This window comes from Fibrobacter sp. UWH5 (assembly GCF_900142505.1).
Lineage (GTDB): Bacteria > Fibrobacterota > Fibrobacteria > Fibrobacterales > Fibrobacteraceae > Fibrobacter.
In genome coordinates this window covers 112,658-134,425 of sequence record NZ_FRBB01000003.1, presented here as the reverse complement: position 1 = coordinate 134,425, position 21,768 = coordinate 112,658, and the positions used below count along the sequence as shown (strand labels likewise).

Sequence of the window (21,768 nt, the reverse complement as noted above, 5' to 3'; positions counted from 1 at the left end):
TTTTGCAAAAGAATCTTACCCTAAAACCATATGGGAAATGATTTATGGAAGGCATTGAAAAGAATACAGAACTTGACGTTGATGGTCAGCCGTTGAATGGCAATTTTAATAGAGTGCGCAACAGAAATAAAGCTGCAGCAACTCTTTACGGCGTATTGAATGGAATTACGGCGGACCAACAATTAAATGACACAGAAATATTATTCCTTCAGGTCTGGCTTGAACAGCAAAGCGAAATGAAAGGAGATATCCTTGATATTTATGATGCCGTAAAGGCTGCTTTGGAAGATGGTGTGATTACAAGTGAGGAACGTGAAGATTTAAAATGTCTTCTAGATGATTGTCTCGAATTTTCGGAAAACGTCTTTGAAAGTGATGTTGAGGTAAATCAGTTTGTGGGCTTTTTGAAAGGAATTTCAGCTGATGGTATAATAAACAAAGCTGAATTTGAAAGACTTAAACAGTATGTGTTTAATGCACCTTTGAAACTTCAAAAAACGTTCCCATTCAATATTGTGTATGATAGAATCAATATGATTCTAAGGGATCAGGTTGTGGATGATGCGGAACTTAAGGAATTGAATACCCTTGTCTCTGACATTGTTGGAACCCACTTTACAGAAGACGGTGATGCTATTGGTGGTGCAACGTCTCTATTTAATGATCCCATATCGGGAAGCTTAAATGGTAAAAATATTTGTTTTACGGGAAAGTTTATTTCCGGAAGTCGTAAGCAAGTTGAGTCAAAGGCCGCTAGCCTTGGAGCTATCCCACAAGGTAGTGTTACCAATTCTACGGATTATGTAGTGATTGGAACAATGGTCAGTCGAGATTGGATCCATGAATCATCGGGACGTAAAATTGAAAAGGCCGTAGGTCTTAAAAAGAAAGGTGGCCCGATCTTTATTACAAGTGAACAGACTTGGAATGAATTTATAACAGAATAATATCAGAAGGAGTAAAAATGAAAAATCTTAACGCTCTTGTTGAGAAGTATAAGTCTCTCACCCTAACGAACGAACTTAATAATGAGGAGGCTGTAAAAAATTACATCATCCGAAACATGGTGGAACGAGTGTGGGGGTATGAATATGGTGCTGGTGTTGATTGCTATAAGGTTGAAGTAGAGTTGCCTCAAATTGGAGCTAAGGTAAATCATAGTCGTTGTGATTATCTTATTCAAACAGCGAATTACAAGTGCATTATTGAGGCGAAACGTCTTTCGGAAGATGTTGAAAATCAAAAGCATATTGATGAACTGGCTTCCTATGTGCAGAACATGCTTGTCGAAGTTGGAATTTTGACAAACGGACGTAAATGGTCCTTCTTTATCGCAGATGCTGCTAGTCATGTCATGGAGAAATCTCCGTTTAAAACGATAGATTTTGAAAAGATTTCGGATGAGGATAAAAAGTATCTTCTGGATCTTTTTAAGAAGCCTGGCGCTGATTTAGCGAAGATTCGCTCTGCCTACGAAGAGGGTAAGAAAAAAGCTGAAGAACAAAATCTTATGGCGAAAATTGAAGCGGCAATTATGGAAGAACGTAAATATCTTTCCGAAGATGAGAAGAAACATATCATCCGTAAAGTTGAGCCTGGCGTTAATGTCGTCAATCAAAATAAACTTGATAGCTACGAGAATTATTTTCAGGCCGCCATGATGAATATTGTGGAAAAGGAAAAGGCCAAGTATAAAGCAGAAGCGGAAGCAGAGGCAGCTCGTTATAAGAATGATATTGAATCCGAAGAACTTATGGTATATTCTATTGTTCTTGGTCTTCTTGCTGATAAATATGATACATCAATTATCAATTTGAGCGATTTCAATAGTGGTCTTCTTGCAAAAGTTCATTTTAACGGGCCTAAATCTGGTCAGCCGATTCTTTGGATCATTGGAAAAATTATCGACAACAAGTATCGTTTTGAAGGTATTGCATTTCCTAAGGCTGACGGGGCGCAAGGTGATACAATTGCTCTAGTTGATCCCAAGGAAATTTTTGTTCACAAAGATCGAGTTCGTGCGGAAGCGGAAATAAGCTTTGCTGGACCTCGAGTCAAAGAATTAAAATCTGAAAATCTTGCAACAGAATCTTCCGTATGAATCATATAGTTGAAAGCAAATGGTTCCAGTTAATCGTAATGTTCTTCATTACGGTTAACGCCATTGTCCTAGGTTTAGAAACGATTCCTACGGTAATGGATTCTTGTGGAAAAATTCTTGATATCATAGATTCCTTTTGCTTGGGAGTCTTTGCCTTAGAAATCATTATAAGAATCATAGCTGGACGAAGTCGTTTTTTCGTATCTGTGTGGAACTGGTTTGATGTTTTAGTTGTCGCAATATCGTTTATTCCTGTTACGGGGTGTGTCTCAAGTCTTCGTGTTGTTCGTTTGCTGAAACAATTTCGGGCAATGAGATTGGTTAGCTCGGTAAAAACAATGCAGGTTATCGTAAACGCAATATTCAAGAGCATTCCGAGTCTAGGATATGCAGGATTGTTAATGCTGGTAACCTTGTACATATACTCTGTAATAGGAGTGAATCTTTATGCGGATGTTATCTATGATGATATCCAACCGTTTGCTGATATAGGAACTGCAATGTTGACCTTGATAATTACCACAACTTTTGAAGGTTGGGGAGATCTCTTACGTGGGTTGATGGTTGTCCATCCTTATGCATGGATTTACTTGATTAGTTTCATTGTGATATCGGCGCTTATTATGCTCAATATTGTTGTTGGCATTGTTGTGAATTTTGTCAGCGAATCATATGAAGCGAAAAATGAAAACAATACTATGGATGTACAAAAGGAACTTGCAGTTGTTCAGGAACACCTGGATAATGTGAAACGTTCCCTAAACATAGGCAAAAACTAAATGCGTAAAAATTGAACGAAAAAAGACCCCGACTCCTATGAGTCGAGGTCTTTTACTTCCGTTATGCAGCCAGTATCTCGCCTGCTTTATAGCATTCCGCCAGGTATTCGCGAGATTGGTAGAAAAGGTCGGAATTATAATTCAGGATTTTGAAGCATTGCGGAGAACTCTTGCAGGCTCTTCAAAATTAACTTCGGAAAATCTATTTCTCGGAGGATGTTGAAATGAGTGTCGTTGGAAACAATGAATGTGGCGTTTCCGGCGATTGCGCAATCAACGAACTTGTTATCGTCTGGATCGTCTTTGATTAGATTGAATCTGAAAAAAGTGTCAATAAGTTCGACAGATGGAGCGTTCAGTAGAGTTTGAATTACGTTGGAAGCTATTGTGGAATTTGTTTTTTGCGCGATGATTTCTTCGTATTCTTCAAGTACTTCGTTTGACACGCAAAGAGTGTATTTTCCTTCTTGTAGTCCCCGCCAAACATTGAAATAAGCTCCCCGTTTTGATAGGGAAGCTAAAAGGCAGTTTGTGTCAAGTACGATTCTCATACGTTCTTGTAGGGAGTACGAAGGTGTTCGCTTAGAATGGCCTCGTTTTTCTTGTCGTCCCACTCACCGGATTCCCACAGTGCGTCCATGTCATTTTCTACTCGTTTGGCGAAAACATCCGTCAAGGCAACACGAATTTCCTCCAAAGACTTGGAATCCTTGGCGAAAGAGAACATTTTCAAAAGGTGTAATTGTGTCGGGTTTAGTGTGGTATCCATAAGAAACTCCATGAATATTCAAAAAAGAATATACATTATTTATTGGCTATAAAAAAGACCCCGACTCCTGTGAGTCGAGGTCTTTTAAGTTTTAAGGGAGATCCCGGCTCAAGGCCGGGATGACATCCATTAACTGCGCGGAGCCTGTCGGCGATAAGCAACTTCGTTGCTTTGATAACCGGCTCGGAAATGACTAAATAAATTTAGTCGCTTCACTCGCCTTAGTTATCAATTAAGCCTTATAATCAGCGATCTGTTCTGCAGTCATGCCCATGATGAAGTTGGAGTGCTTCATCACTTCTGCTTCAGCAAGGTTCAGGTAGACCTTGGCGCTCTTGCCGAACAGCTCTGCGTTTGCAGAAGCGTCGCGGATGAGGAGCTGAGCCATGACGCAGTTACCGGCCATTTCGTACAGGCGGCGGCTGCAGAGGTCCAGGAACTCGTTGTTTTCAGCGGCCTTGACGTAGTCGATGGCAGCCTTGAATTTGTCGTCCATAGCCTTTGCGCGGGCCTTGAGGCTTTCGAATTCCGGTGCAACAGCGGCTGCTTCCAGTTCGTCGAGCATGGAAGTGTAGGTGCCGGTGGTGATGTGCGGAAGGGCGGCAACAACCTGGAGCTGGGTAGTACCTTCGTAGATGGAGGTAATACGGGCGTCGCGATAGAGGCGCTGGCAAGCGTATTCCAGCATGTAGCCGGAACCGCCGTGAACCTGGATGCTGTCGTAGCTGTTGATGTTGGAGTATTCGGCATTCATGCCCTTGGTGAGCGGAGTGCCGGCGGATGCCAACTTGTTGTACAGCTTCAGTTCAGCCTTTTCTTCATCGGTGAGCTTGCGGGTACGTTCGATATCTTCAAGAGACTTGTAGATGTCGACGTAGCGAGCTGTCTGGTAAAGGAGGGCACGGCCAGCGTCCAGGCGAGCCTTCATGTTGGAAAGCATTTCGTAGACGCCGGGGAAGTTGATGATAGCCTGGTTGAACTGCTTACGGTCCTTGGCGTAGGCGAGAGCTTCGTCGTAGGAAGCCTGGCTGATACCCACTGCCTGTGCAGCGATACCGAGACGTGCACCGTTCATGAGGGCCATCACGTACTTGATAAGACCGAACTTGCGGCGGCCGCAGAGTTCTGCCTTAGCGTTCTTGTAAACCAGTTCGCAGGTCGGAGAACCGTGGATACCCATCTTGTTTTCGATACGACGAACATCGACGCCACCGTCGCGCTTGTCGTAGATGAACATGGAAAGACCGCGACCATCCTTGGTGCCTTCTTCAGAGCGGGCAAGAACCAGGTGGATGTCGGAGTCACCGTTGGTGATGAAGCGCTTCACGCCGTTCAGGTACCAGCACTTGTCTGCTTCGCTGTAGGTTGCCTTCAGCATCACGCGCTGCAGGTCGGAACCGGCATCGGGTTCGGTCAAGTCCATGGACATGGTTTCGCCTGCGCAGATGCGGGGCACGAAACGGGAACGCTGATCTTCATCGCCAAATTCGTACAAAGTTTCGATACAGTCCTGAAGGGACCAGATGTTTTCGAAACCTGCGTCGCCGGCAGCGATCATTTCGTTAATGGCGGTGTAGGCAGTTACGGGGAAGTTCAGGCCACCGAAACGACGGGGCATGGTAACGCCGCAAAGGCCAGCCTTCACGGTTGCTTCCAGGTTTTCGTAAGTCTTGCTTGCGTAGCGGACACGGCCGTTTTCGCAATGAGGACCTTCTGCATCAACTGCTTCTGCGTTGGGAGCGATCACGTTGGAAACGATGTCGCCAGCCAGTTCGCAAACCTTGTTGTAGTTGTCGATTGCGTCGGCGTAGTCGGCCGGAGCGTAATCGGACTTTTCTTCATTAGCAAAGCCATTTTCCCTGAGTTCCACAATGCGGTTCATCAAGGGGCTGCTTTCGAGATTGAACTTAATCTCTGGATGATCTGTATAGAAATTTGCCATAGCGCTTACTTGTTGTTTGCCTTGTAGTACTTGATTAACTTGGGAACCACTTCTTCAACGTTGCCGTTGATGACGTAGTCTGCAATTGCATTGATCGGAGCATCCGGGTCATTGTTCACGGAAATGATAATGCCGGAATCCTGCATACCAGCGATGTGCTGGATCTGGCCGGAAATACCGCAAGCAATGTAAACCTTGGGGCGAACGGTGAGACCGGTCTGACCGATCTGACGGTCATGGTCGGCAACGAAGCCTGCGTCGATTGCAGCGCGGCTTGCACCAACTTCGCCGTGGAGTTCCTTGGCCAGTTCGAACAGCATGTCGAAGTTTTCCTTGGAGCCCATGCCGTAACCACCGGCGACCACGATGGGAGCGCTCTTCAGGTTGTTCTTGGCGGCTTCAACGTGGCGTTCCAGAACCTTCACCACGTATTCAGCTTCGGGAACGTACTTGGCAACGTCGTGCTTTACGACTTCGCCCTTGTAGTTCGGGTCCTTGATTTCCTTCTTCATCACGCCTTCGCGGACGGTAGCCATCTGCGGGCGGTGTTCCGGGTTCACGATGGTAGCAACGATGTTACCGCCGAAAGCCGGGCGAATCTGGCAAAGCTGATTTTCGTAGAACTTCTTGACACCGCCGATGCTCATTTCGAAGCTGTCGATTTCGAGTTCGGTACAGTCTGCGGTCAGACCACTGTGGGTGGCGGCAGAAATGCGGGGGCCAAGGTCACGACCAATCACGGTTGCACCCATGAGGCAGATCTGGGGCTGTTCTTCCTTGAACAGGTTGATCACGAGAGATGCATGGGGATTGGTGGTGTAGGGGAACAGGCCTTCAGCGTCGAACACATGAACCTTGTCGACACCGTAGGGGAAAACCTGCTTTTCGATGCCGTCGATACCGGAGGCGGCGCAAATGCATTCCAACTGGACACCCAGGGTGTCGGCCAGCTTACGGCCCTTGGAGAGCAGTTCGAGGGAAACGTCCTTAACGGTAGTCCCTTCAATTTCGCAATATACAAATACGTTATTCATAGGTTAACCGATAATCTTTCCTTCTAAGAGTTCCTTGATCAGGCCTTCCACATCTTCATCGCTAGCGGTGAGGGTGCGGCTTTCCTTGGCCTTGAACACAATGTTCTTCACAGCCTTCACGTTGGTCGGAGAACCGGCCTTACCGATCTGAGCAGGATCTGCCTCGATGTCGGCTGCACCCCACTGGGCGATGTCCAGGTAGGGCTTTTCAGCGATAAGGGCTGCATACTTTTCTGCGGCTTCGGGAGCACGTTCGGCAACTGCGGTTGCGTTCTTGTACTTCATGACGCGCTTGGCGTTGCGGGGGCGGCAGGGAGCTGCGGAACCGTTAACAGTCACGACCAGCGGGAGCGGTGCTTCCACGGTTTCAACGCCACCGTCGATAAGACGGCGGATAACGACCTTGCGAGCCTTTTCGTCGAGAGAAAGGATTTCTTCGGCGTAGGTCACCTGGGTGAGGCCCAGCTTCTGGGCGATCTGGGGACCGACCTGTGCGGTATCGCCATCGATAGCCTGACGGCCGCAGAGGATAATGTCGTAGTTGCCAACCTTCTTGATGGCCTGAGCCAGGGTGTAGCTGGTAGCCAGGGTGTCTGCACCGCCGAGGGTACGGTCGGTAACGACGAAGCCTTCGTCAGCGCCGCGATAGAGAGATTCGCGAACGACTTCTGCAGACTTGGGAAGACCCATGGTCACAACGGAAATGGTGGAGCCGGGGAACTGGTCCTTCAGACGGAGGGCCTGTTCCAGTGCATTCAGGTCTTCAGGATTGAAGACTGCAGGCAAGGCAGCACGATTGATGGTACCCTGTTCCGTCATGGCGTCGGGACCCACGTTTCGTGTGTCAGGAACTTGCTTAGCAAGTACAACGATTTTTAGACTCATAATGATATTTCTTTAGCGGGTTCAAACCGCCAAGTGGTTAGTTTAATGTTATTTGGGCCAAATGTACCTTTTTGGTGGAAATCGTCAAAGTCGAAATTCTTAAATGGATCCGAAAAATCGGTCAAACATCATTGTTTTTGCTACAAAAAGATGATATTTAACTTACAAAGTATATTTTTGAGAATAATGTAGGGCGGTTCGTTCTGAATAAAAAGAAACCCTTCGATTTTTTCGAAGGGCCTCCTTGTCTCCTAACCAGTTTTACCTGGGTCTATGCAATTAGTCTGCAACCTTGACGGCGCAGAATTCCTTGGTGTCGATCAGCTTCACGGAAGAACCGTTGGAGGTGCTGATCAGTTCCAAAACGGGAGAGCCGTAGTAGGCGACCCATGCGGTGGAGGCACTTGCGGCGACCATGTCGTAGGGGTTCTTGCCGGAGGCGATGGACTGCCATGTAGCGGAACCGTCTGCGGTGTTGATCTTTGCGATGGTAGCGGCATCGCCGCGTTCCATCAAGAAGAGTTCGCCGTTTACTGCAGCCAGTTTGGAATCCTGGAAGAATGCTGTCCCATCGGAATAAAGATCTGCGAAGTCTACATAGAGTGCTCCGGTCTTGTAGTCGGAAACAAAGACATAGGGAACACCAGCAATAGCTTTAATACTATAGGCCTGACGGAATTCGAATTCATCTTCTTCTTCGTCCAATTCTACGTAAGGTGTGAGGGTAGAACCGTCGTAAGAATACACCATGATGTCTTCGAAGGTGTAGCTGTCGCCACGGTCACCGATGTAGAGTACGTTTTTTGTGGCGTCGAATTCAAGACTTCCCTGAGGATCCTTAAGGCCATCGATGGTCTTGGTGATGCTGCCAGTGGAAAGGTTGACTTCTACGACCTTGGCAGCAACCATCCAATTGCTGTAAATCATGGCGTAGCCCTTTTTGTTCTTGGCATCTACGACGAAATCGTTGACGCCACCGCCCAACTTTGTTCCTGCAATGAAAAGGCTGGAGGTCTTCTTGGAAAGGTCAACCTTTTCGATGCCGCGGTTGTTGTCCGCTGCAAGTGTGTAAGATTCGTCATAAGCACCTGCGGTTGCCACATAGACATTGCCGCCAGCGACCTTTACTGCGGAAGGGTTCTTGGTGGCAAGCTGGATGGTGTCCAGGAGGGTGCCGTCGCTCAACTTATACATGGCAAGCAGGCCATTGTGGGAAATGCTATAGTCTGCATTCTGACGCTGGAATACTGCGAATAGGGTGTCGCTGGAAACTTCCAGGTCTACCAGGTTCGGGGTGGTGTTTGCGTATTCGACAGGCTTTACTTCTTCGCTGGAGGAAGATTCGGAAGCTTCGGAAGAACTGGATTCCTGAGTTTCGCTTGAAGAAGAATCGCCCTTGCTGTTGGAGGATTCACTCTTGCTATCGGAAGATTTGTCGTCCTTTGTTTCAGAAGAACTGGACTTGTCTTCATCATTATCTTTCTTGACGGAGGAACTGGACTTATTTTCGTCCTTGCTATCCTTTACGCTGCTGGAAGACTTGGCGTCGCCCTTCTTGCTGCTAGAAGAGGTGGGCTCGTCGTCGGCACTGGAAAGGTCTTCGTCTAGGCAGTCGTCGGTGTCAAGGCAGGAAATTTCCGGACCGTTGCTGGATGCGCTGTTGTCGTCGCCGCAGGCGCCGAAGAATAGGGCGAAGCTTGCTGCTGTAAGGAGGGTGAGTATCTTGCGATTCATGTCGTTTCCTTTTTTGGGGGTTGACATTCCCGGTTTGAACGGGAAATGTTTTGGAGGTTAGAATTTTTGTAAAAGAGTGAAATGCCATTCCCTACCCGGAGTGGGGTTCGGGGCAAAAATGTTTGTGTAGGTTTCGTCTGAAATATTTGTAATGCCTAAAATCAAACGGGTGGTTTCCCAGGGGGCGAAGCCCAGTGCTGCGTTATACCTGGCGACGGGGGGCTGCCTTATTTTGTTTAACCTGTCCGTGTAAATCCGAGTTCTATAGTTTACGTCAAAAGCCAAGTCGAAGTGCAGTGGCAAATAGAACTTTCCTTCAACATAGTAGCTGTGTACGGGTTCGCTTGGCAAAATCTTGCTGTTGTACATTCTTACCTTGCTTTCGTCCCTTGGATTCTGGATTGTGCCGCGGATTGTGGTCTCGAAGAAGTTGGCGGGCCTGCTGTTTAATTCCAGCTCGATGCCTTGAATACTGGCGTCATCTACATTGAAAGCCTTCATTGTGTTTGTGCTGACGGTCCAGAAAATTCCATTTTCCAATTGAGTGTCAAAGTAAGTGGCGCGTAGGGTGCTTTTTTTGGAAGGACTTTGTACAAATCCGCCAACTTCAAAACGAACAGCGGTTTCGTCTTTCAACTTGGGATTGGAAAGCACTCCCTGGTACACACCGTAAAGTTCCATCAGCTGAGGTTGTCTATAATAACGACCGATGCTGATGTTTCCGCCAAACCAACCGTCCTTCTTGCCGAATTTTGCCTGGACCATTCCTGCGAAACTAAGGTCTCGATCTTCCGCATCGCTGATAATTGCCGTGCCTGTAGGCATAAGGAACTTTCCGCCATCAATTTCGTCATTGGTCTTGAGAATGTTTCCCTCTGCAAAGAGGCTTAGCCATTTCGTAAGGGCGAATTCTCCGTTGGCGGCGATGGAACCTGTATAACGTGCAATTCCAAAATCCTTGATAGTTCCGCGAGCTTCCCATTTTTCAGCGGAAGCGCCGAGCCGTACGGAACTCTCGAAACGGTCGAGAATCAGCGTGCCGGTGAGTTCAGGAATCAGTCGGTATCCTGCTAAACCGTAGTGGATAAAATCGGGGTAACTGTAGCCGATGTAATCCAGGGGGTAATAGGATGCAGAAACATTTTTTTCAAATTTCCCAGAAACGCCAGCTTCTAGCAAGAGACTCTGCCACAAAATGGGTGCCTCTAAACGGTAGGAAACCTGTGCGTTGTCGCCTACGAACTCGGCCACCTTGGTCTGTGAACTTTCGTGTCCCGGGTTGCCCGACTCGGTATGGGTGACGCTGGCCGAAATCGTAGAAAAGAAGTCACCCTTGTGAAGTATGCGGTATTGCAGGTTTCCGGAGTATTCCGTGAACTCGGCGTTCTCCCGTTTGTCGGTAAAATCGTCATCCGTGTTGTAGGCGGTTCCGTTTCGATTCAGGAATTCGTAATCGTTGTCGCTGTGCCGTGCGGAAAGTGTCGCGGAAAATTGAATGCTGTCCTTGGGACTTGCGGAAACTTGTGCAGAACCTTCGAAAGAATTGTGGGAACCGATGGTTGCGAGAATGCGCCCTGTGGTGCCTTTGCTTCCGTTTTTGCGGATGGCTGATTTTGTAACGAAATTGATTGCTCCGCCGAGACCTGCTCCGCCGAACTTTGCGGGAACGCGGTCCTTGTAGACTTCGATTTTTTCGATGTTGTTTAAGTCGATGACGCCTAAATCGGCTGCTCCGCCACCTGCGTCGTTGACGGGAACTCCATCAATGCAAATCAAAACGTTTCTTGCCGCCACGCCACGGATACTTACGGTCTGGAAGCTGCCCATACCGCCTTGCTTGTAACTTTGAATGCCGGGGAGTGCAGAAAGGACTTCCGCTGCGGAAAGTCCGCGGCCTTCCCAGGAGTCGGGCTTGATTTCTTCGTAACTGGGGGCTACATCGGCGGGTGTTGGGGGAGGTTCGACAATTTCGGAGACCCCTAAATCCTGTATTTCGGCTGCGTTTGTGATGCTAGTGATTACACCCAAGGCAAACGCAAAAAACGTAAACGCAAAAAGCGTTTGGCGTGTTTTCTGCATAACGCAAAAACGAACCGCATCTATTGCGGTTGTTGGGTTGGATGTCTCTCGCATCGATCCTCTACAAGTTTTCCGTTTTTGCAGTTCTTCTGACTCGGGGATCGTCCTACTTCCGGCTCCTTCGCAGAGGGATTGGCTACCTTCCACTGGTTTTGAAATTATGCCGGTTTCGTACTCCCATACAGCGGCGGGACCGTCCCGGATTTTCACCGGAGTTCTCTCTAAGGCTTTTCAGGGCACAAAAACTATGTTTACGCCGCTAATTTAGATAATTGATGTAATAGTGTAAAGTTATAAAAACGTTCTATCGCTAGGTCTAGCCTTTGTCTATTTCGATTCCAAGACGGTTTATCTTGTAGTGCATTACGCGGGGGCTGATGTCTAGATCTCTGCCGGCGGCGCTCATGTTGCCCTTGTTGCGTCGGAGGGCCTCGGTTATGATTTCTTTTTCGTAGGAATCCAAAAGCGTTTCTAGCGAGGCGGTTCCTTCGGGTAAAAGGGCTGAACCGCTAGTGACGTCTGTTTGTAGTGTTGGTGGCAAGTCGTAGGCGTTGATTGCCACGTCAGTGGTGACGAGGCAGGCGTGTTCAATGCAGTTTTCCAGTTCGCGGACGTTGCCCGGCCAGTGGTAGCTCAGGAGCATGTCGATGGCGGGGGAGCTCAGACGAAGGATTTTCTTACCGTATTTCAAGTTCATCTTGGCGATGAAATGGTCCGCCAAAAGAAGAATGTCCGTTTTTCTTTGGGTTAAGTCGGGCAGGTTAATCTGAAAGATGTTTAAACGGTAATAGAGGTCTTCCCGGAACAGCCCTTGCTGCATCATGGCTTCCAAATTTTTCCCGGTACTGGCCATGATGCGGACGTCGGTGTGCTGGACGATGTTGCTGCCGAGGCGGCTGAAGCTTTGCCCTTGGATGAACTGGAGTAATTTCTTTTGGGCGGTGGGGGAGAGGTTGCCGACTTCATCCAGGAAAAGGGTGCCGCGGGCGGCAAGTTCTGCCTTTCCCAAATGACGGTTGGTGGCGCCTGTGAAGGCTCCTCGTTCGTAGCCGAAAAGTTCCGTTTCGAAGTTGTTGGCAATGGAATCGTTCAGGGAATCGCAATTCAGGGTGACGAAGGGGCCGTCCTTTCGGTCGGAGGTCTGATGGATGGCGCGCGCCACGTATTCCTTGCCGGTGCCCGCGTTTCCGCGGATGAGGACGACGGCGATGGTGGGGGCGATTTGCTTGACCTGCTTGGAAACTTCGCGCATTTCGCTGGTGTTTCCAATGAGTTCACCGGATCTACCTTCTATGACGTCACGGATTTTATTGCATTCCTCGTTGTGGAGGTTTTCTGCGACGCTAAAATTCTTTTGAAGGATGTTTTGGACTTCTGCAAGTTGCAAATCGCGCTTACGGACGGTCTTGAGAACGTCCGCTATTTCGACAAAAGCTGATGTCTTTAGCGCGTTAAAATCCACTCGCTGTCCTTTTGGCTTTTCGGTCCCGTTCGGGGTGGCCCGTTATGAAAATTGCTGCACCGAGGGACTTTTTAGGAGTACTCTGCCCTCAGTGCAGCATGTTCTAGGAGAGAAAAAATCTCAAATGACGCCGTAAATATACATAATTTTTGTTTGATGTTTTACTAAAATGTAAAAAATCTAACCTTTTTTACAAAAATGTAATGAAAAGAAGGCTTTTTTATAAAAAAAACAGATGAAATGCGTCTATGATGTTCCTAATTTTGCCTTCACAACGGTTTTCGCAACGCGGAACCGAACACAAGGAAAAACATTATGAGCACCTATAGAAAGAATACCATCGACGAAATCGCCAAGGCAAAGACCGCTCCGGTGAAGCCTGCCGAAACCGTCAATGTGGATTACTACGGTGAAGACGTTTTCAACGCCAACGCCATGAAGGTTTACCTGCCCAAGGATATCTGCAAGAAGTTGCTTGCAACCATCGAACAGGGTGCTCCCCTTGATCCGAACATCGCCGGCGAAGTTGCCCATGCCATGAAGAAGTGGGCCATGGATCGCGGCGCTACTCATTTTACTCACTGGTTCCAGCCCCTTACCGGCTCCACCGCCGAAAAGCACGATTCCTTCCTGGAACCGGATGGCCTCGGTGGCTGCGATGCAATCATGGTCTTTAGCGGCAAGAACCTGATCGTGGGTGAACCGGATGCTTCCTCTTTCCCCAGCGGCGGTATCCGTTCCACTTTCGAAGCTCGTGGCTATACTGCATGGGATCCCACTAGCCCTGCTTTCATCAAGCGTCACGGTAACGGAGCCACCCTCTGCATTCCTACTGCATTCTGCTCTTACACGGGCGAAGCTCTGGACAAGAAGACTCCGCTGCTCCGCTCTCTGCAGGCTCTTTCCAAGTCCACTGAACGTTTGATGGCTTGCTTCAAGGCTGGTAAGAAGAAGACCACTGTTACTCTCGGTGCTGAACAGGAATACTTCCTCATCGACAAGCGTTTCTACCTGCAGCGCCCGGACCTTTATCAGGCTGGCCGCACTCTGTTCGGTGCCGTTCCTGCAAAGCATCAGCAGATGGATGACCACTACTTCGGTTCTATTCCCGCTCGTATTCTGAACTTCATGAATGAAGTGGAAATGGAACTGTGGAAGCTCGGTATTCCTGCAAAGACTCGCCACAACGAAGTGGCTCCCGCACAGTTTGAACTTGCTCCCATGTTCGAAGAAGTGAACCTGGCTTGCGACCATAACATGCAGGTTATGGAAGTGCTCCGCAATGTGGCTGACAAGAACGGCTTGGTTTGCCTCCTTCACGAAAAGCCTTTCGCTGGCGTGAACGGCTCCGGCAAGCATAACAACTGGAGCGTTTCCTATGGTGCTGCGAATCTGCTGAACCCAGGCAGTAATCCTCACGAAAACGCTGTGTTCCTTACAACCCTTTGCGCAGTGATCTACGCTGTGGATTCTCACGCTGACTTGCTCCGCATGACTACTGCAGGCGCTGGTAATGATCACCGCCTCGGTGCTAACGAAGCTCCTCCGGCCATTGTCTCCATGTACTTGGGCGATCAGCTCATGGACGTGATTGAACAGTTGGAACAGGGTGCTCCCAAGTCCAGTAAGCAGGCCGGTGCCATGAAACTTGGTTCCGATAGTTTGCCGCCGTTGCCCCGCGACGCTACGGACCGTAACCGTACCAGTACATTCGCCTTCACCGGCAACAAGTTCGAATTCCGCGCACCGGGTTCCAGCCAGTCTTGCTCCGAACCTAACGTTGTACTGAACACCATTGTTGCTGAAGCTTTCGACATGATTGCCGAACAGCTGGAAAAGTTGGATGACAAGAATTTCCACACCGGTCTCCAGAAGATTCTGCAGAAGATCGTGAAGGAACACAAGCGTGTCATCTTCAACGGTAACGGCTATACCGACGAATGGATTGCCGAAGCAGAACGCCGCGGCCTTCCCAACATCCGCACTTCTCTGGAAGCGTTGAAAGCTCTGAAGAACGAAGCCAACATTGCCCTCTTTGAAAAGTATGGTGTCATGAACCGCGTGGAAATGGAATCCCGCTACGAAGTGAACGTGGAAGATTACCACAAGCGCGTTCGCATCGAAGGTGAAATCTGCCGCGACATGGCCAAGAATATTATCTTGCCCAGAGTGGTGGAAGCATACTCCTGCGCTCTCAAGACCAACGAAATGGCTCTCAACCAGGGTTTCCCCGGTGTGGACGTTTACGCAAAGTCTTTGGGCGAAGGCTACCGCGACTTGACCGCTGCAATCTCCAAGATTGAATCCGCTCTCGAAGCTGAACACGAACATATTCTCGCTGCCATGGCAGAAACCCGTAAGGTAGTGGATGCTCTCGAAAAGGTTGTGTCCGACGAAATGTGGCCCCTGCCTAAGTATCGTGAGATGATGTTCATCTATTAAGATGAACGTCTTGCAAAATCCCCGACACTTACAACGAGTGCCGGGGAATTTTTATAGGTGCGATTTCTGTTTTTACCAGAACAGGTTCTTGTAGCTTGTTCCTAGTGCATCAGCCAGCTTATGAGCCATTTTGCGACCGATGGGTGCGCGGCCTCGCTCCATGGCAGAAATTGCCTGCACTGCAATGCCCACTTTTTCGGCAAGCTGACGCTGGGTCATCTTGAAGTTGGTACGAAGAAGCTTGAGACTCTCGCCAGGGGTTGTCATGGATTGAAATTTTTCTTCAAGTCCAGAATCTTCCCAACGGATTAATTCTTCGTCATCTTCTGCAGAATCGTTTTCTGTAAAGCATGATTCGGGCTCAAAAACTTGAACGTCGTTAAACTTGCTACGCAGATATTTCATCACGTATTCAGGCACGTTCCCTTGAATAGAGAAACATGCTGGCTCAGTTTTTGGCATACGGGGCGCTCTCACGACTGCCAACATATGTTACCTCCACTTGTATTCCTTGTTCTGTTTCAACCCAGCATGCAACCCATTTGAGTGATAGGTGACAATGGTGGGTGTTGGTTCCTTTCAAGATTCCGTAATTTGACCAGTTGGAGCGTGCGGGACCCTGAACTTTGATTTCTTCGACGAGTTGTCTAAATTTTTGAAAGATTTCTTTAGGCAACGTTGTCGCTTTCTTTACAATTTTCTTTTTAATTACAACTTCATACATAAGTATAAATATTTTTTATTTATGTGTCAATAGTTTTTATTTACATTCAAGGCGCATGTAGTTCGCTTAACTTAGAAAGCCATAATCATTCCATGTCAAAGAAAACCGCATTGTCTGAATGCGTGGAAGGAGCCGTCTTTACGGCTCAAGTAGAAAAATGTTTCCTTTTAGGATGATTTGCTAAGTTTGATGGCAGAGGTATTCTCTGGCGTTACCTGCGCTACCCAAGGTAGCGAACTCGAACCGGTCGTGTTCCGGTCAGCTATCCAGCGTCTTTTGCAAAAGGTTTGTGTGCCCATTCGGGGATGCTTACGCCCCAGTCAACAGGATTGTCTAATACGTTACGAATATAATAAAGAAGCACCTTTTGAACAAGGTGCTAAAAAATGTTACCGGTCGTTGTGATTACTTGCTTTAGGCGAACAACCTCACCACTCGCTTGATGCCTGCGATGAACCTGTCTACGTCTCGTTCTAGAGTGTAAACGCCAAAGGAAAGTCGGAGGGTGGCATCCACGCCGAACCGGTCCATGACCGGTTGAGCGCAGTGGTGGCCGCTGCGCACAGCGACGTTCTCTTCATCGAGAATCATGGCGGCGTCGCTGACGGCGATTCCGTCTAGAGTTACGCTGATGAGTGCCCCGCGATTCTTGGGATTTCCAAGGACCTTAATCTGCGGAATGGTGGCCAGCTGCTCCAACGCATATGTGACAATCTTTTCTTCGTGTTCGCGGATGTTGTCCAGGCCGATCTCCTGAATCCATTCTACGGCCTTGCCTAAACCCAGAACTTCTGCAATGGCGGGAGTGCCTGCTTCAAAGCGTTCGGGAACATCGGCGTAGGTTGTTTTTTCGAAGGTAACGTTCTTGATCATTTCGCCGCCGCCGTGCCAAGGTGGCATGGAGTCCAGTACGTCGTACTTGCCATAAAGAACGCCGATGCCGGTGGGGCCGTACATCTTGTGTCCGCTAAAAGCGATGAAGTCGCAGTCCAATTCCTGCACGTCAATCTTTAGGTGGGAAGAACTCTGTGCACAGTCAATCAAAATCTTTGCCTGGGGAGCGTTGCTGCGGACGGTCTTAATAATTTCCTTGATGGGATTTACCGTGCCCACGGCATTGCTTACATGGGTTACGGCCACCATCTTTACTTTTTCGGTTAGCAGTTCCGGTAGCTTACCCAAATCCAAATCTCCATCGTCCTTTACCGGGATGACCTTGATTTTTGCACCCTTCATTTCGGCAACGATTTGCCAGCTGACGATGTTTGCGTGATGTTCGAGGCCGCTGATGAGAACTTCGTCGCCAGCGTTAAAGAACTTGCGTCCATAGCTCCAGGCCACCAGATTGATGCTTTCGGTGGTGCCGCGGGTAAAGACGATTTCGTTTTCGCTCTTGGCGTTTATAAACTTGGCGATGTTCTTGCGGGTGGCTTCGTAGGCCTCGGTAGTGCGTGCGCTCAAACGGTAGACGCCGCGCTTTACAGAGCTGTAGTGTTCTCGGTAGAAGTCGTTCATGACATCGATAACGCATGCGGGCTTCTGGGTGGTGGCGGTGCTATCCAGGAATGCCAGGGGTTTAGCTTCCTTGTCGCCTGCCACGAGCATGGGAAATTCGCTACGGATTTTTTCTGCATCAAACTTTACATCAATCATATGTCCAAAAATAGAAATTGAAAAATGTTTAGAATTGTTTTGATGTCTTATAGAGCCGTGTTTTGTATATTTGGGGCTGAAAAAAATTAAAGGGTTATTGGTATGGTTTATAGACGTAAAAACATTTTTGTTATGACCGGGCTTGCATTGTCTTTTGCAGCGACTGCTTTTGCCCAACAGGAACTTCGTGACGCTGTGGATGCAGGCGATGTGGCTACTGTGCAGAAGATGGTGAAAAAAGGTCAAGTTGAGGAAATTTACTGCGGTGAACTTTCCCCCAACGATGCCGTAAAAGTTTATGAAAAGATTTTTAAGGCCATGCCTGGTGAATCTTTTGAAAGTTGCCCCAACCAGTTTGTGTATGGCTATGGTGTCAAGGCCTGCTCCAATGGCAAGGACATGGAAACATGTCTCAAGGTGACCAACAAATTGATTGCCGATGCTACGGCAGGAAATGCAAATGCCATTGAAACTCTTGGTTCCGTGGCAAAGTCCGCCTTGAAAACTAAGGCTTACGCGAAGCCTGTGAAGGAACAGGTGGACACGACCCTCTGGGTTCCTTGCGCGAAGAAAGGTAAGGCTCGCGAGGCTTGCATCGAGGAATGCTGGGCTCAGGCAGATACCCTGCGTGGCGTGGAGCATAAACCGGTTTGCGATGCTGTTCCCGAACATTATGTGGATACGGTGATCACCATTTCTAAACCGTCTCCCCTTTACGAGGCTCTCCGTAATGGAATCGTGGATGGCTTCTGGAAAGTCCCCATGTCCGCTGCGGAACCTTTTGCAAAATTGATGCAGGTTAATGCCAAGGGTCTTTCGATTCCCGATTCTTCTGTAATCAGCGTTTCCTACGTGAACCAGTGGGCTGACAGGCACAAGGCTGATAGTTCCGCTCTTCCCGGTGGCGAACTCTTCCGCTTCTGCTATATGTGGCAACCTCAGGTGGATTCTATTTTGGCTTCCAAGGAAATGGAAACCCGTTGCCCGGTTTTTGAAACTTTTGTGGATTCGCGAGATAACAAGAGCTACAAGGTGAAAGACATTAATGGTACCAAGTGGTTTGTACAGAACTTGGCTTACGTCATGGAAGACAAGTCTAAATGTTATGACGGAGAAGAAGAGAACTGCAAGGTTTTCGGACGTCTCTATTCCTATGATGGAGCTCAGGCGGCTTGCCCCGAAGGTTCTCACCTTTCTACTGATGACGAATGGAAAATGCTGGAAGTTTATGCCGGCGGTGCCAATGTAGCTGCCGAAAAACTTCGTAGCAATGGCTCTGACGATTACGCCTTTACAGTTCTCTTTGGCGGTTATGTCAACAAGAATAACATCTCTGTCATTCAGGGTGAGGGCGCATACTTCTGGACTGATGCTGACGTTGGTGATGGCCGCGGTGTGGCTCGTTCTATGTTCAGCACCGATAAGGAAGTTTCCTCTATGCCAGTGGACAAGGCTTTCTCCATGTCTGTCCGTTGCGTCATGAATCCTGTTGCCGGCGGTGATGCCGCTTCTACGGAAGAATAATATGATGGATGGTAAGGCTCCCGTTTCGTTTGCTCCCACCTGTTCTCGAGAGAATTGGCTGAAACGTCAATCCCTGATGAACAAGGTCCGCGAATTCTTTACTGCTCGAGGTTCTCTTGAAGTAGAAACGCCCACTCTTTCTAACGCTGGTGGAACGGATCCCCAGCTGGATTATTTTCAGGTGGGTGCCGCTGGTGAGCCTTTGCGTTTCATGATGACTAGCCCCGAATTCCACATGAAGCGATTGCTGGCTGCCGGGTTCGGCGACATTTTCCAGATTGCAAAATCTTTCCGTAAAGATGAATTCGGAAGCCATCATAACAATGAGTTCAGTATGGTGGAATGGTACCGCGTTGGCTGGCCTCAAGAAAAACTGATGGACGAAGTGGAAGCTTTGGTAAGTGAAATTCTCGGAAAGCCCATAAACGCTCGTCGCACCCGCTGGATCGATGCCTTTAAAAATTATGCCGGCGTTGACCCTTTCTGCAAAAATCTCGGGGACTTTGCCGAGGCTTGCCGCACTCGCGAAATTCCTGTTCCCGAAATGCAGTCCATGTCCCGCGAAGACTGGTGGGATTATCTGATGGTCTTTATAATTGAACCGGCTCTTGCAAGTAACGGACCTGAATTTATTCTGGATTATCCGCCCTCTCAGGCAGCTCTCGCTCAAACCTATGTGGATTCTGAAGGACTCACCTGGGCAAAGCGTTTTGAATTGTTTGTAGATCAGGTGGAACTTTGCAATGGATATACCGAGCTGACAGACGCTGTGGAGCAACGCAGACGATTTGATGCTGACCTGGAAATCCGCAAGACCATGGGTAAGCCTCTGCCTCCGATCGACGAACATTTCTTGGCCGGTCTAGAATCAGGCATGCCTGCCTGTTCTGGCGTCGCGTTGGGCTTGGACCGTTTGTTTATGCTTGCCATGGGTAAGGAAGAAATCGCCGATGTGATTTTGTTCCCCAGCCCTGTTGCCTAGCGCAGAATTTTATCTAGTTGATATCGCATTTCTTTTTTGTCGAAAATGCCCACGTTCACTTTGACGATACTATCTTGTTGGTTGACGAGGTAGCTGACTGGAAGGACGCCTGGATTTCCCAAGGCGTTCATGATGTCGTAATTCCAGTGAATCATTGTCCAGGGGAGTTCCGCCTTCTTTTTGTATCGGGCTGCTATAGTGGGGGAGTCGTCTTCGCTGATAAGCAGAATTTTAAGCCCCCTGTTGGTGTAGTCTAGGGAAATTTCCTTGAGGCTGGGAACTTCTGCCTGGCAGGCGGGGCACCATGATGCCGTAAGGACTATAAGGGTTGCCTCTCCTTTTTGCGTCCGATAGCTTGTGATGCTGTCCTTTTGCCCGATGAGGATCCCCTTGAAGTCTGAAATTTTTGAAGGCATGGTCTGGAATGAATCATGACCGCAGGCTACCAATAAGGTGGCCAGCGAAAACATTATCATTTTTATTATGGAACCAGACTTTTTCATTCTACTATCCTTAAAATAGTGTTTTTTGGAAGAATTTTGATAAAAATAGGGTGAAAAAAACTTGCACATAATGTTATATTCTTGGATATGGCATACAATATTCAAGATCTTCTCGCTGAAATGGTGAAACGTGGTGGCTCTGACTTGCATTTGACAGCAGGAGCTCCTCCTCTTATTCGTCTGCATGGTAATCTTACGGCTATTGGTGAAACCAAGCTGAAACCGGATGAAACTATGCGAATGACCTATAGTTTGATGAACGAAGGTCAGAAGAAGTCTTTTGAACAGAACAAGGAATGCGACTTTTCCTTTGGTATTGCGAACTTGGCTCGTTTCCGTGCCAATGCGTATTTGCAGCGTGGTTGCGTGGCGATTGCCTTGCGTATTATTCCGCTGGAAATCAAGACCTTTAAGGATCTTGGCCTTCCGAAAATTCTGGCTGAATTTACGACGCGTCCCTCTGGCCTTGTGCTGGTGACCGGTGCTACGGGTTCTGGTAAGTCTACTACCCTGGCTGCAATGATCGATAAGATTAACAAGGAACGTCACGATCACATTTTGACTGTGGAAGATCCTATCGAATTTTTGCACAAGCATCAGAACTGTATGATTAACCAGCGCGAAGTGGGAAGTGATACCGTAAGCTTTGCTAGCGCACTTAAGATGGCTCTCCGTCAGGACCCTGACGTGGTGCTTATCGGCGAAATGCGTGACCTTGAAACTATTCGTGCTGCATTGACCATTGCTGAAACGGGCCATTTGGCTTTCGCAACCCTGCATACCAACTCCTGTGTGCAGACCATTAACCGTGTGGTGGATGCTTTCCCCAAGGGTGAACAGCAGACCGTTCGAACTCAGCTTTCCTTTGTGCTTCAGGGCGTTGTTTGTCAGACCTTGGTACCGAAGATTGGCGGTGGCCGTGTAATGGCATACGAAATCATGAACGTCACACCGGGTATCCGTTCACTGATTCGTGACGACAAGGTTCACCAGATTGAATCCATGATTGAAATTGGTCAGAAGTTCGGTATGAATACCATGAACATGTGTCTTTGCGACTTGGTTAAGAATCGTAAGGTGGACCGCTTTGAAGCTTTGTCTCGTTCCCCCAGCCCGGATCAGCTGGAACAGCTGTTTGTGAAGGAAGGAGTGTAG

18 protein-coding genes and 1 riboswitch are annotated in these 21,768 nt (G+C 48.3%); of the genes, 7 read left to right on the top strand and 11 right to left on the bottom strand.

The features are described 5' to 3' along the window. Nucleotides 1-44: 44 nt before the first annotated feature. The 3 genes from BUB38_RS04580 to BUB38_RS04570 are packed head-to-tail and all read left to right on the top strand — an operon-like array spanning nt 45 to nt 2,880. The gene (locus BUB38_RS04580; RefSeq protein WP_073157693.1) at nt 45-947 is read left to right on the top strand and encodes a BRCT domain-containing protein; all 903 of its coding nucleotides are present in this window, start codon (nt 45-47) and stop codon (nt 945-947) included. 17 nt (nt 948-964) lie between these two features. Continuing rightward, nucleotides 965-2,101, top strand: coding sequence for a type I restriction enzyme HsdR N-terminal domain-containing protein (locus BUB38_RS04575; RefSeq protein ID WP_073157690.1), 1,137 nt, complete (start codon nt 965-967; stop codon nt 2,099-2,101). Further along, the gene (locus tag BUB38_RS04570; RefSeq protein ID WP_073157687.1) at nt 2,098-2,880 is read left to right on the top strand and encodes an ion transporter; all 783 of its coding nucleotides are present in this window, start codon (nt 2,098-2,100) and stop codon (nt 2,878-2,880) included. The genes BUB38_RS04575 and BUB38_RS04570 overlap by 4 nt, the downstream gene beginning before the upstream one ends. Nucleotides 2,881-3,014: 134 nt before the next feature. Here the strand turns inward: BUB38_RS04570 and BUB38_RS04565 are convergent, their stop codons facing one another. The 8 genes from BUB38_RS04565 to BUB38_RS04530 form a co-directional block, all read right to left on the bottom strand. Continuing rightward, entirely contained in the window at nt 3,015-3,431 is a 417-nt protein-coding gene (locus tag BUB38_RS04565; protein WP_073157685.1) for a putative toxin-antitoxin system toxin component, PIN family, read from the bottom strand. Further along, nucleotides 3,428-3,649: a hypothetical protein gene (locus tag BUB38_RS04560; protein ID WP_073157682.1), complete on the bottom strand. Its 222-nt coding sequence runs from the start codon at nt 3,647-3,649 to the stop codon at nt 3,428-3,430. The genes BUB38_RS04565 and BUB38_RS04560 overlap by 4 nt, the downstream gene beginning before the upstream one ends. A 232-nt stretch (nt 3,650-3,881) precedes the next feature. Next, nucleotides 3,882-5,591 (bottom strand): acyl-CoA dehydrogenase family protein, encoded by a 1,710-nt coding sequence (locus BUB38_RS04555; protein ID WP_073157679.1) that lies wholly within the window; start codon nt 5,589-5,591, stop codon nt 3,882-3,884. 5 nt (nt 5,592-5,596) lie between these two features. After that, nucleotides 5,597-6,625: an electron transfer flavoprotein subunit alpha/FixB family protein gene (locus tag BUB38_RS04550; RefSeq protein WP_073157676.1), complete on the bottom strand. Its 1,029-nt coding sequence runs from the start codon at nt 6,623-6,625 to the stop codon at nt 5,597-5,599. A 3-nt stretch (nt 6,626-6,628) separates the two neighbouring features. Beyond that, complete coding sequence (locus BUB38_RS04545; RefSeq protein WP_073157673.1) at nt 6,629-7,510, bottom strand: electron transfer flavoprotein subunit beta/FixA family protein; 882 nt, start codon at nt 7,508-7,510, stop codon at nt 6,629-6,631. 279 nt (nt 7,511-7,789) lie between these two features. Further along, nucleotides 7,790-9,244 (bottom strand): YncE family protein, encoded by a 1,455-nt coding sequence (locus BUB38_RS04540; RefSeq protein ID WP_073157671.1) that lies wholly within the window; start codon nt 9,242-9,244, stop codon nt 7,790-7,792. 57 nt (nt 9,245-9,301) lie between these two features. Further along, nucleotides 9,302-11,272, bottom strand: a complete 1,971-nt coding sequence (locus BUB38_RS04535) for a TonB-dependent receptor (protein WP_073157668.1) — start codon at nt 11,270-11,272, stop codon at nt 9,302-9,304. Nucleotides 11,273-11,384: 112 nt separating this feature from the next. Further along, a riboswitch (cobalamin riboswitch) is annotated at nt 11,385-11,582 on the bottom strand. A gap of 57 nt (nt 11,583-11,639) precedes the next feature. Further along, on the bottom strand, nt 11,640-12,785 hold the full coding sequence (locus BUB38_RS04530; RefSeq protein WP_073157666.1) for a sigma-54 interaction domain-containing protein: 1,146 nt from the start codon (nt 12,783-12,785) through the stop codon (nt 11,640-11,642). A gap of 315 nt (nt 12,786-13,100) precedes the next feature. Between BUB38_RS04530 and BUB38_RS04525 the strand changes: the two genes are divergently transcribed. Next, nucleotides 13,101-15,227 carry a glutamine synthetase III family protein gene (locus BUB38_RS04525; protein ID WP_073157663.1) on the top strand — a complete coding sequence of 709 codons (2,127 nt, stop codon included), beginning with the start codon at nt 13,101-13,103 and terminating at the stop codon, nt 15,225-15,227. Between the two features lie 72 nt (nt 15,228-15,299). Here the strand turns inward: BUB38_RS04525 and BUB38_RS15755 are convergent, their stop codons facing one another. Continuing rightward, entirely contained in the window at nt 15,300-15,632 is a 333-nt protein-coding gene (locus BUB38_RS15755) for a helix-turn-helix transcriptional regulator (RefSeq protein WP_083541920.1), read from the bottom strand. A gap of 733 nt (nt 15,633-16,365) precedes the next feature. Next, nucleotides 16,366-17,604: an aminotransferase class V-fold PLP-dependent enzyme gene (locus BUB38_RS04510; RefSeq protein WP_073157658.1), complete on the bottom strand. Its 1,239-nt coding sequence runs from the start codon at nt 17,602-17,604 to the stop codon at nt 16,366-16,368. A gap of 132 nt (nt 17,605-17,736) precedes the next feature. On the opposite strand from BUB38_RS04510, the gene BUB38_RS04505 reads away from it, so the two are divergent. Together BUB38_RS04505 and epmA are read left to right on the top strand one after the other, a co-directional pair. Continuing rightward, the gene (locus tag BUB38_RS04505; protein ID WP_254794874.1) at nt 17,737-19,128 is read left to right on the top strand and encodes an FISUMP domain-containing protein; all 1,392 of its coding nucleotides are present in this window, start codon (nt 17,737-17,739) and stop codon (nt 19,126-19,128) included. Between the two features lies 1 nt (nt 19,129). Further along, nucleotides 19,130-20,110, top strand: a complete 981-nt coding sequence (gene epmA, locus BUB38_RS04500; protein ID WP_249269440.1) for an EF-P lysine aminoacylase EpmA — start codon at nt 19,130-19,132, stop codon at nt 20,108-20,110. Here the strand turns inward: epmA and BUB38_RS04495 are convergent. Continuing rightward, on the bottom strand, nt 20,107-20,613 hold the full coding sequence (locus tag BUB38_RS04495; RefSeq protein ID WP_073157653.1) for a TlpA family protein disulfide reductase: 507 nt from the start codon (nt 20,611-20,613) through the stop codon (nt 20,107-20,109). The two genes, epmA and BUB38_RS04495, sit on opposite strands and share 4 nt — an antisense overlap. An 87-nt stretch (nt 20,614-20,700) precedes the next feature. Here BUB38_RS04495 and BUB38_RS04490 point away from each other — a divergent pair, with 87 nt between their 5' ends. Next, nucleotides 20,701-21,768, top strand: a complete 1,068-nt coding sequence (locus tag BUB38_RS04490; protein ID WP_073157650.1) for a type IV pilus twitching motility protein PilT — start codon at nt 20,701-20,703, stop codon at nt 21,766-21,768.